The organism is Achromobacter sp. EB05, assembly GCF_044232075.1.
Lineage (GTDB): Bacteria > Pseudomonadota > Gammaproteobacteria > Burkholderiales > Burkholderiaceae_B > Achromobacter > Achromobacter dolens.
Genome location: NZ_CP155917.1, coordinates 6,273,121 through 6,285,923, shown reverse-complemented (window position 1 = coordinate 6,285,923; position 12,803 = coordinate 6,273,121). Strand labels below are relative to the sequence as shown.

Here is a 12,803-nt window from a genome sequence, read left to right as displayed (position 1 = left end):
GCCTAGACCTATAAATTCGGAGACGCAAGAATGCAGACCAGCCTCAAGCTGCGCCTGGCCGCCGTCGCGGCGCTCGGCGCGATCACCCTTTCCCTGGGCGCCGCCCATGCCGCCGACGAACCGCGCCGCCCCGAGTGCATTGCGCCGGCCCAGCCCGGCGGCGGCTTCGACCTGACCTGCCGCCTGGCCACCGAGGGCCTCAAGCAGAGCGGGGCGCTCAAGAGCGCCATGCGCATCGTCTACATGCCGGGTGGCATCGGCGCCGTGGCCTACAACAACATCGTGGCCCAGCATCCCAACGAGCCCGGCACCATCGTGGCGTTCTCGGGCGGTTCGTTGCTGAATCTCGCGCAAGGCAAGTTCGGCAAGTACAACGTCGACGACGTGCGCTGGCTGGCGGCTATCGGCACCGATTACGGCGTGGCCGTGGTGCGCAACGATTCGCCGTACACCGACCTCAAGAGCCTGATGGACGCCTTCAAGCAGGATCCAACCAAGATCGTGCTGGGCGCCGGCGGCACCGTGGGCAGCCAGGACTGGATGAAGGCCGCGCTGACCGCCAAGGCGGCCGGGGTCGATTTCAAGAAGATGCGCTTCGTGGCCTTTGAGGGCGGCGGCGAGGCCGTGACGGCGCTGCGTGGCGGCCATATCCAGGCTTACATGGGCGATGCCGCGGAAGCCTTCACCATGCTCGAGGGCGGCGCACCGATCCGCGTGCTGGCCGTGTTCAACGATCAGCGCCTGCCGGGCAAGCTCGGCACGGTGCCGACCGCGAAGGAGCAGGGCTACGACATCGTCTGGCCCATCATCCGCGGTTTCTACGTCGGCCCGAAGGTGTCGGATGCCGACTACCAGTTCTGGGTCAACGCCTTCAACCGCGTCACCGAAGCGCCCGAGTTCGCCAAGCTGCGCGAACAGCAGGGCCTGTTCCCCTTCAACAAGACCGGCGCCGACCTGGACGCCTACGTGAAGCAGCAGGTCAAGCAGTACGCCGAACTGGCCGGCTCCTTCGGCCTGGTCAAGAAGTAAGCCGCAGGGCGTTCTCCCATCCCGCCGCGCGCATCCAGCGCGCCCGCAGCGCCGCCGGCCTGGAGCCGGCGGCCAGGGCGGGCTCGCGCCGCGCGGTCCTTCAACCAACGGAAAGCTGATCATGAACGATCGAATCCTGGGCATCGCGGCGTTGCTGCTGGCGGCCTTCATGACCTGGGCGGGGTGGGGCATCGAAGCCCCATTCGCCTACGAACCCGTGGGACCACGCGCCTTCCCGCTGCTGCTGGCGTTGATCATCGGCCTGTGCGGATTGCGGCTGGCCTACAAGGGCGGCAACCCGGTCGAACCCAATCCCGCCGGCGCCAATGGCCGTATTGCGCTGATGGTGGTGTTCGCCGCCGCCTACGCCTTTCTGTTCCAGTGGCTCGGTTTCGTCATCGCGACGGCGTTGATGACGGTCTTCGTCGGCCGCCTGTTCGGCGGCGGCTGGGCCAAGTGCGCGCTTGGCGGCGTGGTCATGAGCGTTTTCTTTTTCGTGCTGTTCGACAAGGTGCTGGATGTCGTCCTGCCCGGTGGCTTGCTGGAGAACCTGATATGAGCGGAATCCTCGATCATCTGTCGATCGGCTTTGGCGTTGCGTTCTCATGGACCAACATCCTGGTGGCCGCGATCGGCTCGTTCTTCGGCACCATGGTGGGCGTGCTGCCGGGCCTGGGGCCCATCAACGGCGTGGCGATGCTGATTCCGATCGCGTTCGCCATGAACCTGCCGCCCGAGACCGCGCTGATCCTGCTGGCGGCGGTTTACGTGGGCGCGGAATATGGCGGCCGCATCACCTCGATCCTGCTGAACGTGCCGGGCGAGGCCAGCGCCATCATGACGACGCTGGACGGTTATCCGCTGGCGCGCCAGGGACTGGCCAACGTCGCCCTGTCGCTGTCGGCGTGGTCCGCGTTCTTCGGCGCCATCGTGTCGGTAGTGGGCATCATCCTGCTGGCGCCGCTGCTGGCCAGATGGGCGCTGGCGTTCGGTCCGGCCGAGTACTTCGTGCTGATGATCTTCGCCTTCTGCTGCCTCACCAGCCTGCTCGGCAAGCAACCCATCAAGGGCGTGCTGGCGGCCATGATCGGCCTGTCGATCTCGGTCATCGGCGTGGATGCGAATTCGGGCGTATACCGCTATACCTTCGACTCCGTGCACCTGGCCGATGGCATCGATTTCGTGGTGGTCGTGATTGCGCTGTTCGCGGTCAGCGAGATGCTGGAAATGCTCGAGAAGGTGATGGCGGGCCACAGCGTCGAGGTCAAGCCCAGCGGCCGCAAGCTGTTCAACCTGAAGGAGCTGGCGTTCACCTGGTGGAGCGTGGTGCGCAGCGCGCTGGTGGGCTTCGGCGTCGGCGTGCTGCCGGGCGCTGGAGCCAGCGTGGCCGCGGCCGTGGCCTACTCGCAGGAAAAGCGCATCATCGAAGCCAAGGATCCGAACGCCAAGTTCGGCAAGGGCGACATGCGCGGCCTGGTTGCGCCGGAAGCCGCCGCCACCTCGTCGGCGATCGGCTCGTTCGTGCCGATGCTGACGCTGGGCGTGCCGGGCTCGGGCACCACCGCGGTGATGATGGGGGCGCTGACGCTCTACAACATCACGCCCGGTCCGGTGCTGTTCGACACCAAGCCGGAACTGGTGTGGGGGCTGATCGCTTCGCTGTTCGTGGCCAACGTGCTGCTGTTCGTCATGAACGTGCCGATGGTGCGGCTGTTCTCGAAAGTGCTGTCGGTGCCGGGCTGGCTGATGGTGCCGGGCATCCTGTGCATCAGCTATATCGGCGTGTATGCCATCAACGCCGGCACGTTCGATCTGCTGCTGGTGACGGGCATTGGTGCGCTCGGCTATTTCCTGCGCAAGTTCGGCGTGCCGATGGCGCCGCTGGTGCTCGGCGTGGTGCTGGGCAACATGATGGAGCAGAACCTGCGCCGGGCCTTGTCGATGACCGATGGCAACGTGTCGGTGCTGTTCGCCAGCCCTGTCGCCATCACGTTATGGACCGCCGCCATCGCCGTGGTGGTGGTGCCGCAGATCCTGCGCCGCGTGCGCCGGGCCAGGAAGGTTGCCGCCGAACCGGTGTGACGGGTTCCGCGCCGCGGCCCCGCCGGCACGGGGCCGCGCGGCGTCGGAGCGGATCACGCCGGAGGTAGTTCAGGAGCGCCGCGGCGCTCCTTTTTTTCATCTCTACATTTGTGGTCGAGACAAAAGGAAAGCGCCCCGATGGGGCGCTTCGTCTTGATGCGCGCGGCGCGTCTTCAGACCCGCGCCAGGCGCTCCAGCGCGGCATCGAGCGTGGCGTCTTTCTTGGCGAAGCAGAAGCGCACGATGCGATGGTTCGACTCAGCCGCGTCGGGCTTCTGGTAGAACGCCGAAACGGGAATCACCGTGACGCCGTGGCGCACCGTCAGGTCGCGCGCGAAGTCCGCCTCGTTCTGCCTGGAGATTTCGCTGTAGTCGGCCAGCAGGAAGAACGTGCCGGGGCTGGGCAGCGGCTTGAAACGTGTCTTGGCCAAGCCTTGCGACAGGCGGTCGCGCTTGGCCTGGTAGAACGCGGGCAGGTCCAGGTAGGGCTTGGGATCGCGCATGAATTCGGCCAGCGCGAACTGCATCGGCGATGGCACCGTGAACACCATGAACTGGTGCACTTTGCGCAGCTCGGCGCTGAGCTGGCGCGGCGCGCAGCAGTAGCCGATCTTCCAGCCGGTGGTGTGATAGGTCTTGCCGAACGACGAGATCACGAACGCATGTTCGGCCAGCAGTGGGCGGCGCGCGATGCTGGAATGAGGCTTGCCATCGAACACGATGTGTTCATAGACCTCGTCCGACACCAACAGCACGCCGGTGTCGCGCACGATGGCCTCGAGCGCATCGAGATCGCTGTCGTCCAGCACGGCACCGGTGGGGTTGTGCGGGAAGTTCAGCATCAGCAGGCGGGTCTTGGACGTGATGGCGTCGCGCACGCGCTGCCAGTCGATGCGGTAGTAAGGATCCTCGGCGGTGGGCGCGCGCAGCGGCACCGGCACCGCGGTGCCGCCGGCCAGGCGGATGGCCGGCAGGTAGGAGTCGTAGCAGGGCTCGATGACGACGACTTCGTCGCCGCTGTTGACCGCGGCCAGCACGGTGGCCATCAGCGCCTCGGTGGCGCCGCTGGTGACGGTGATCTCGGTTTCCGGGTCGTAGGCGCGGCCATACAGGGTCTGGGTCTTGGCGGCGATGGCTTCGCGCAGCGGCGCCACGCCGGGCATGTAGGGGTATTGGTTATGGCCGTCGGCCATGGCCTTGCTGACCAGCGCGCACAGCGCGGGATCGGGATCGAAATCCGGAAAGCCCTGGCCCAGGTTGATGGCCTTGTGCTCAATGGCCAGGCGGCTCATGACGGTAAAGATGGTGGTGCCGACGTCGGGAAGTTTGGATCGGATCATGGTGGACGCGAAGTGGAACGCTGGGTGTGCAAGAGAGTTTTCGTAAGTATCCCACTAACTCATAATTCGGGTTTCTCATGAGCTTATAGGCGCGGGCGGTATCGTGGTTCAAAACATGTTGTGGAGGGTCTTCGGCGGCCTGGCGATCGCGTTGACCGGCGCCTTGCTGGCGCTGTGGATGCATTTGCCGTTGCCATGGATGCTGGGGGCCTTGCTGTTGACAGCGGCGGTGCGCATCGCGGGCGGCGGCACCGTATGCCCGCGGCCGGCGCGCAACGCCGGCCAATGGGTCATCGGCACGTCGCTAGGCCTGTATTTCACGCCGCAGGTGATCGGACACATAGGCAGCAATGCCGGCCCCATCATCGTCGGCATGATGTTCGCGTTGGGGCTGGCGTTCATCGGCACCGCCATTTTGCGGCGCTACACCGATGCTGATTTCAAGACGGCGTGGTTTTCGTCGGCCATGGGCGGGGCCAGCGAAATGGCGAGCCTGGCGGAGCGACACGGCGCCCGCATCGACCGCGTGGCGACCGCGCATAGCGTGCGCGTGCTGCTGGTCGTGGTCACAGTGCCGTTCATTTTCCAGTGGTGGGGTGTGGCCGGTATCGACCCCACCGTGCCCGGGCCCAGGACCGTGCATGGCGCCGGCCTGGCCGCGCTGGTGGCGCTGACCTGCGTTGGCGGGCTGTGCTTCATGAAGCTGCGCCTGCCGAATCCATGGGTGCTGGGGCCAATGCTGGTGGCGATGATCCTGACCGCAAGTAGCATCGAGTTGTCCGCGTTGCCGGATTTCGTGCCCAAGATCGGACAGCTCTTCATCGGCTGGTCGCTGGGGGATCGTTATCGCCCGGATTTCTTCCGCGCGGCGCCGCGATTTATCGCAGCGGTGGCGGTGTTCACGGTCATCGCGTTGGCACTGGCGTTCGGCCTGGGGGCGTTATTGTCGTTGTGGTCCGCGGCGCCGGTGCCGACGTTGATCCTGGGCACCACGCCGGGGGGCATCGCCGAGATGGCGATTACCGCCAAGGTGCTGCAGTTGGGCGTGCCGGTGGTGACCGCATTCCATGTCTCGCGGATGGTGTTCGTGGTGATCGTGACCGGTCCGATGTACGCGTTCCTGGCGCGGCGGCAGGCAAATTCCGCGTAGCGGTATTGGCGTTCCAGTCAGAAAAATACGACATTGGGGAAAACAACTATATGAGTCTGTAATGCGGGGTGGGTATGCTGGTTCCGCAGTTGATTCAAGCAGCGCGCGGACTTGTTCTGCCGCTTTTGCGGCAAGCGAGAACGCAGCAGCAACGCAGGTATCCCTACCGGTCGTTCAGTTCTCACGGCGTCCTTGATTCATTGCATTTCGTTAATTACAGGACGCTAGGAAAATGGCTCAGAAGGGCAAAGTCAAGTGGTTCAACGCTGACAAGGGTTACGGTTTCATTACGCCGGATGCCGGTGGCACCGATGTTTTCGCACACTTTTCCGCCATCCAGGGCCGCGGCTATCGCAGCCTGAACGAAGGGCAGGAAGTCGAATTCGAAGTCAAGGATGGTCCGAAAGGACCTCAAGCGGCCGAAATTCGCCCGCTCTAAATCGGGAAATCCCAATTTCCCGTCCGCCAGGCCTGGCCTGGCTGCAACGCCCCAGAACCTCGCGGTCTGGGGCGTTGTTTCATTTGCGGCAGCCGTGTCCGCAGCCTGCTCATACGGTGATGTTAGTGGTTACTAACATATCCTCGAGCGTTGGATAAGTTTGTGGATAATTATTCCCGGGCATGTGCATTGCGCTGCGCAGTAATGAAGCACACCGCCTTTTCGCGCCGTAGTTTTGCACAATTCCTGGAAAGATCTGTCGAGGCGGAAGGGCGATTTTCCCATTGGCTGCGCCGCTGCGCCGGACCGGGCGGGCGTCGAGGGAAATAGTGCATTTCCCTAGGAAAAGCGGGCATTTACGGCTTTTTTTGCCTGTCTCGCGGCATGGCATTCGTCGTTGCCAGGCCATCAGTGATGCCCGCCACGACCCATTTTTTGTCCATCCGCGCCGCGGTTGTGCACAAAGATATCCCCATCCGGGTTATGCACAGAATGACACCTCGAGTAGCCAAAAGGTGGGGGTTCAGCCTGTGGATAGAAATGGGGATAGTGGATCAAAAATCGTCTTCCACGATTGGCCGGTGGCCTGCTGCCGTCCGGTTTTGCATCGCGACCCCGTACTTGTGGATTTCATGTGAAGGAAAATTCAGGCGGAAATTTTCGCCAATGAGTTTTCCACAGTTAGCGCCCAGATTGGCCATTGCGGGAACACGTGTCAGCCGAAAGGATGATGGCGCGAAACTCCGCGGACGGGCAAGATGATTGTGCGATCGAGCGTCCTGCATGAGTTGCGCACAGCCCGCCGATGCGGTCCAGCGGCGTGGGATAAATATGTGAATAAGATGCTGGCGCCAGCTTAAGGCGCGGTTGGACTTTTGACCGGGTGTGAAGTTCCCCGTGAAGTCGAAGGCGATATCTCAACTGCGCGGCCGGAGCGGGACCGACTTGTTTTCCGCAGCGGGGGCCTATTTTGGCAACGCTTATCGCGCCGATAGCGGCGGCTTATCCACAATCTTTTCCACTGCTGTTTTCCCGTCTCGCCGTATCGTCCCGGGTATACCTGCAGGCCGGATCGCAGACGTTGCAGGCATGGCAATTTTGCGCTTGTAGCCAGGTTTTCCGCCGGGTGGCGCGTTGCGAATTTGTGCGCTTTCCGCAATCTGGGTAATTCTCCTTCGATCGCTTCAGGTCCGCGTTGTCGACTTCTTGCTGTGGCGCATCTTCGAGTTATCCCCAAAGTTGTTCCACGTGAAACCAAGGTCCCGGGAGCATTCCTGGCTGTGGATGGGTTTGTGCACAACGCGCCGGCGGCGTTGCGTCGGCTTTCCGGTTTAGCCCAAGAATCCACTCACGCCATTTCCGGACGATATGCTTCGGCGCGTCGGCTTGTGGCATTGCCGTTCGGCTGTTGAAGAAGCGAACGGTGCCGGGCGTCCGCTCCCGGTGTGGCGGATTTGTCATAGGGCCTTGGTGTTTCAGATGAATGACGAGAGACATTCAAGATGAATGACCGCGAATGCGATGGTGAAAATTGTGAGATTCCGGGCGCCCACGTTGGACGGACTGGACTTGCTGTTCCACGTGAAACACTAGAAAAGATGATTTTTTAGGGGTAGGGGTAGGATAGGGGAAGATAAAACGCTTTTTTTCTTTAGATGCCCGACTGCCCGATCACTAAGCGAGGAACCGTTGTTCCTGCATTATTTGTTTGGCTTGTAGGGACGCTGGAGCCATGAAGCGCCCGGGCTCGTCGCATTGTCAATGCGACAGGCGCTCAGGGGTCGATGTGCTTTTCTCTATGTTCCACGTGGAACAACTATTCAGTGGTGATCGACTAGCGGATTGCCGCCCCAACTCCAACCGCAAGGTGCGGCATGTTTCACGTGAAACATCGAACGCAGGCATCTGCAATTGACGAGGAATATCTATCGGCTGGCATTACGGCGTGGGTGGACCTGTGGTTAATGGCCCTTTGTACAGCGATGTTCCACGTGAAACATCGGTGTCCAGTATCGGTGAAACGGGGCGGCCGATACGTCTGGGTTATCGATATATTGACGGTGGCCAGGTCGGAATCGATGTGGAGGTCGATTCGGAAACTCCCTCATCGCTGGATGCACTACATGTTCCACGTGAAACATCGGCCGGCCATGACGCGAGGCGCAGAGGAGGGGAATCGCTGGCGGGGAAGGCCGATCTCTGCCTCATGCTGCGATGCCAGCGATGAACAGTATTGGACTCTCCGTTGTCCTCCGCGGCGCCCATGTTTCACGTGAAACATTGCCTCGTTTCACTACGGGCACAAGATGTTCCCATGGAGCCTCACCCTCTAACAGCGGCAGATGCCGACATATTCAAACGCCGATCGACGGTTTCTCGTTGTCAATCTGCACACGAGCCGCAGTGTTACTGCCTCCATTGCTGCAGCGAACCATGTTTCACGTGAAACATGCACCCCCTGCCTCTATAATGAGCACCGAACGCTCTCTTATCTCCCCATCATGGATTATCCCCGCGAATTCGATGTCATCGTCGTCGGTGGCGGCCACGCCGGTACCGAAGCGGCGCTGGCTGCGGCACGCACCGGTGCCCAGACGCTGCTGCTGACTCACAACATCGAGACCCTAGGCCAAATGTCCTGCAATCCCTCCATCGGCGGGATTGGCAAGGGTCATCTCGTCAAAGAAGTCGACGCCCTCGGCGGCGCCATGGCGCTGGCGACGGACGAGGCGGGGATTCAATTCCGTATCCTGAATGGCTCCAAGGGGCCGGCCGTGCGCGCTACCCGCGCGCAGGCGGACCGGGTGCTGTACCGCAAGGCCATCCGGGGCCGCCTGGAAAACCAGCCCAATCTCTGGTTGTTCCAGCAAGCCGTGGAAGACCTGATGGTGGAGGGCGACCGCGTGGTCGGCGCCGTTACCCAGGTCGGCCTGAAGTTCCGGGCGAAGACGGTGGTCCTGACCGCCGGCACGTTCCTGAATGGCCTGATCCACGTGGGACTGCAGAACTATTCGGGCGGCCGCGCTGGTGACCCCCCGGCAATTTCCCTGGGACAACGCCTCAAGGAACTGCAACTGCCGCAAGGCCGCTTGAAGACCGGCACGCCGCCGCGCATCGACGGTCGCAGCATCAACTACAGCATCCTGGAAGAGCAGCCGGGCGACCTGGATCCGATCCCTGTGTTCTCTTACATGGGTAACGTGGCCATGCACCCGCGGCAACTGCCGTGCTGGATCACTCATACCAATGCCCGGACCCACGACATCATCCGCGGCGGCCTGGACCGCTCGCCGATGTATAGCGGCGTCATCGAAGGCGTCGGCCCGCGCTACTGCCCGTCGATCGAAGACAAGATCCACCGCTTCGCCGACAAGGAATCGCACCAGGTTTTCCTGGAACCCGAAGGGCTGGACACGCACGAGGTCTATCCGAACGGCGTCTCCACCAGCCTGCCGTTCGATGTGCAGTTGGACCTGATCCATTCCTTGCCCGGCCTGGAGAACGCGCATATCCTGCGCCCCGGCTACGCCATCGAATACGACTACTTCGATCCACGTGGATTGAAGAGCACGCTGGAAACCAAGGCAATCGCAGGCCTGTATTTCGCGGGCCAGATCAATGGCACCACCGGCTACGAAGAAGCCGCCGCCCAAGGCCTGCTGGCTGGCGTCAACGCCGCCCTGTCCGCACTGGATCGCGAGCAGTGGACGCCGCGCCGCGACGAGGCCTATCTCGGCGTGCTGGTAGACGATCTGGTCACGCGCGGCGTGACCGAGCCCTATCGCATGTTCACCTCGCGTGCGGAATATCGCTTGAGCCTGCGCGAAGACAACGCCGACCTGCGCCTGACCGAAATCGGGCGCCAGCTCGGCATCGTCGACGATGTCCGCTGGGACGCATTCAACCGCAAGCGCGACGCCGTCGCCGCCGAAGTCGAACGCCTGAAGTCGTCGTGGGTCAATCCCCGCGTGCTGCCGCAGGAAGTGGCGGAACCGCTGCTGGGCAAGGCAATTGAACGTGAGTACTCACTAGCAGACCTGCTGAAAAGGCCCAACGTTTCCTATGAAGCGCTGATGACCGCCCGCAATGTCGACGGCACGCTGCTGGCCGGCCCGGGGGTGGTTGAGGACGAAGTCCTGGCCGAGCAGGTCGAGATCCAGGTGAAGTACGCCGGCTACATCGCCCGCCAGCAGGACGAAGTACAGAAGCAGATCGCGCACGAACAACAGCCCATTCCGGCCGACGTCGACTACGACGCCGTGACCAGCCTGTCGTTCGAAGTGCGCCAGAAACTCAAGACGCATCGCCCCGAGACCATCGGCCAGGCCGGCCGTATTTCGGGCGTGACGCCGGCGGCGATCTCGCTGCTGCTGATTCACCTGAAGCGCCTGCACTACGGCTCGCGCAAGCAAGCCGCATGAGCGCCCATCCCCACCCGGCCGGCGCGGACATGGCCGGCCGCCTCGCGCATGCCTTCGAGCAGCTCGGACTGCAGGCGGACGCCGCGGCGTCCGCCAAGCTGCTCGACTACCTGGCGCAGATGCAGCGCTGGAACCGGACCTACAACCTGACCGCCATTCGCGATCCGCAGCAGATGCTGGTGCAGCACCTGTTCGACAGCCTCGCTGCCGTGGGACCGTTCAGCGACATCCTGGGCGCGCCCGGCACGCCGGCCAAGGTCTACGATGTCGGCTCGGGCGGCGGGCTGCCGGGTGTCGTCCTGGCGGTAATGCGGCCCGAATGGTCGGTGACCTGCATCGACGCCGTTGAAAAGAAAACTGCATTCGTCCGGCAGATGAGCGGCGCGCTGGCGCTGCCGAACCTGCAGGCGCGCCACGCGCGCATCGAAACGCTGGAACCCGCCGGCTGCAACATTGTGACGTCGCGCGCCTTCGCATCCTTGGAGGATTTTGCGATGCTCGCGGGCAGACATGTGGGCAACGGTGGTACCCTCGTCGCCATGAAGGGCAAGGTCCCGGATGATGAGATCCAGGCGCTGCACGCGCGTGGGGAATGGCAAGTCGACCATATTCAGCCGCTCCGGGTGCCGGAGCTGCAAGCAGAACGCTGCCTGATCTGGATGCGCCGCAGTCAAGGAACCCTATGAAGAACTTACCCCCCAGCTCGACCGCCCGCGTTTTCTGCATCGCCAACCAGAAGGGCGGTGTCGGCAAGACGACCACCGCCATCAACCTGGCGGCCGGGCTGGCCACGCACAAGCAACGTGTGCTGCTGGTGGACCTGGACCCGCAGGGCAACGCCACCATGGGCAGCGGCATCGACAAGAATTCGCTCGAGTCGAATCTGTACCAGGTGTTGATCGGCGAAGCCACCATCGAGCAGGCGCGCGTGCGCTCGGAATCGGGCGGCTACGACGTGCTGCCCGCCAACCGCGAGCTGTCCGGCGCCGAGATCGACCTGGTGCAGATGGATGAACGCGAGCGCCAGCTCAAGGCCGCCATCGACACCGTCGCCAGCCAGTACGACTTCGTCCTGATCGACTGCCCGCCGACGCTGTCGCTGCTGACGCTGAACGGCCTGGCCGCAGCGCATGGCGTCATCATCCCGATGCAATGCGAGTACTTCGCGCTCGAAGGCCTGTCGGATCTGGTCAACACCATCAAGCGCGTGCATCGCAACATCAACGACGACCTGCGGGTCATCGGCCTGCTGCGCGTGATGTTCGATCCGCGCATGACGCTGCAACAACAGGTGTCGGCGCAGCTCGAATCGCACTTCGGCGACAAGGTCTTCAAGACCGTGGTGCCGCGCAACGTGCGCCTGGCCGAAGCGCCCAGCTACGGTATGCCCGGGGTGGTGTACGACCGTGCCTCGCGTGGCGCGCAAGCGTACATCTCTTTTGGCGCCGAGATGATCGAGCGCGTCCGCGAACTCAACAAATAAGCTGTCCGCATCATGTCCGCCGTCATCCGCCTGTCCCCGGACGCCACCCACACGCCGCCTGCCGACGTGCGGGACGGGCTGCGCGTGCGGCTGGAAGAGGCCGCGCTCAACGCCACGGCAGTGCGCGCGCAGGTGCTCTACGATGGCTGGCTGGTGCGCTTTGCGCCGTCGTCCGCCAAACGGGTACGCAGCATCAATGTGCTGGGGTTATCCACACGTCCGCTCGATGAGCGGCTGGCGTATTGTTCAACGTTGTACGCGCGTCATGGCCTGCCCATGGTGGTGCGCCTGACCTCCATCGGCCCCGATTTCGCCCTGGATGCCGAACTGGCATCGCGGGGCTTCCTCCTTACCGAAGAGACCCGAGTCATGAGCATGCCGCTCGCCCCCAGGCTGGCCGCCCGGGGCGATCTGCTTTTCAGGACAGTGGACGCCACCCGTTTCGCGGCGGCGGTCGGACGCATGCGCGATTCCCGGCCAGAGCACATCGCCGAGCATCAGGCGCGCCTGGAAGGACTGGCTGTGGATATCTTGCCGGTGCTGGCGTTCGACGCCGCCGGCGCATGCGTGGCGGGGGGCATGGCCGTGCGGGATGGCGACCTCGCGGGACTGTTCGATATCGTGACGGACCCCGCGCAGCGGCGCAAGGGACATGCCGCGATGTTGGTTGAGCATCTGCTGGCCGCATGCGTCGAAGACGGCGCCACCACGGCCTATCTGCAGGTGGAGCCGCAAAACACCGCCGCGCGCGCTTTGTATGGCCGCTACGGTTTCAAAGACTGTTACGCGTATTGGTACCGCCTGCCCGCCGAGCAGGCGGCCGCCTGAGCCCGGCTCGGGATACCAAGAACAGAAGGAA

Annotated in this window: 10 protein-coding genes; 9 read left to right on the top strand and 1 reads right to left on the bottom strand. The window is 63.3% G+C overall.

Annotated elements, in window-relative coordinates:
- The first annotated feature begins 30 nt into the window (after positions 1 to 30).
- The 3 genes from AAID08_RS28725 (at position 31) to AAID08_RS28715 (ending at position 3,111) form a co-directional block, all read left to right on the top strand.
- On the top strand, positions 31 to 1,029 hold the full coding sequence (locus tag AAID08_RS28725) for a tripartite tricarboxylate transporter substrate binding protein (protein ID WP_054504522.1): 999 nt from the start codon (positions 31 to 33) through the stop codon (positions 1,027 to 1,029).
- A 121-nt stretch (positions 1,030 to 1,150) separates the two neighbouring features.
- Positions 1,151 to 1,588, top strand: coding sequence for a tripartite tricarboxylate transporter TctB family protein (locus AAID08_RS28720; protein ID WP_054504521.1), 438 nt, complete (start codon positions 1,151 to 1,153; stop codon positions 1,586 to 1,588).
- A complete protein-coding gene (locus AAID08_RS28715) occupies positions 1,585 to 3,111 on the top strand; it encodes a tripartite tricarboxylate transporter permease (RefSeq protein ID WP_054504520.1) in 1,527 nt (508 codons plus the stop codon). Before AAID08_RS28720 ends, AAID08_RS28715 begins: the two co-directional genes overlap by 4 nt.
- A gap of 173 nt (positions 3,112 to 3,284) precedes the next feature.
- Here the strand turns inward: AAID08_RS28715 and AAID08_RS28710 are convergent, their stop codons facing one another.
- Entirely contained in the window at positions 3,285 to 4,451 is a 1,167-nt protein-coding gene (locus AAID08_RS28710; protein ID WP_269875096.1) for a pyridoxal phosphate-dependent aminotransferase, read from the bottom strand.
- A gap of 115 nt (positions 4,452 to 4,566) precedes the next feature.
- Here AAID08_RS28710 and AAID08_RS28705 point away from each other — a divergent pair, with 115 nt between their 5' ends.
- From AAID08_RS28705 to AAID08_RS28680, 6 genes are all read left to right on the top strand, one after another.
- Positions 4,567 to 5,601, top strand: coding sequence for an AbrB family transcriptional regulator (locus tag AAID08_RS28705; RefSeq protein ID WP_395757215.1), 1,035 nt, complete (start codon positions 4,567 to 4,569; stop codon positions 5,599 to 5,601).
- A gap of 232 nt (positions 5,602 to 5,833) precedes the next feature.
- Complete coding sequence (locus AAID08_RS28700; protein WP_006389561.1) at positions 5,834 to 6,040, top strand: cold-shock protein; 207 nt, start codon at positions 5,834 to 5,836, stop codon at positions 6,038 to 6,040.
- 2,501 nt (positions 6,041 to 8,541) lie between these two features.
- Complete coding sequence (mnmG, locus tag AAID08_RS28695) at positions 8,542 to 10,461, top strand: tRNA uridine-5-carboxymethylaminomethyl(34) synthesis enzyme MnmG (RefSeq protein WP_054504517.1); 1,920 nt, start codon at positions 8,542 to 8,544, stop codon at positions 10,459 to 10,461.
- The gene (rsmG, locus tag AAID08_RS28690; protein ID WP_116791280.1) at positions 10,458 to 11,147 is read left to right on the top strand and encodes a 16S rRNA (guanine(527)-N(7))-methyltransferase RsmG; all 690 of its coding nucleotides are present in this window, start codon (positions 10,458 to 10,460) and stop codon (positions 11,145 to 11,147) included. Before mnmG ends, rsmG begins: the two co-directional genes overlap by 4 nt.
- Positions 11,144 to 11,944 carry a ParA family protein gene (locus AAID08_RS28685; RefSeq protein WP_054504515.1) on the top strand — a complete coding sequence of 267 codons (801 nt, stop codon included), beginning with the start codon at positions 11,144 to 11,146 and terminating at the stop codon, positions 11,942 to 11,944. Before rsmG ends, AAID08_RS28685 begins: the two co-directional genes overlap by 4 nt.
- 12 nt (positions 11,945 to 11,956) lie before the next feature.
- Positions 11,957 to 12,772: a GNAT family N-acetyltransferase gene (locus AAID08_RS28680; RefSeq protein ID WP_054504514.1), complete on the top strand. Its 816-nt coding sequence runs from the start codon at positions 11,957 to 11,959 to the stop codon at positions 12,770 to 12,772.
- Positions 12,773 to 12,803: the final 31 nt, after the last annotated feature.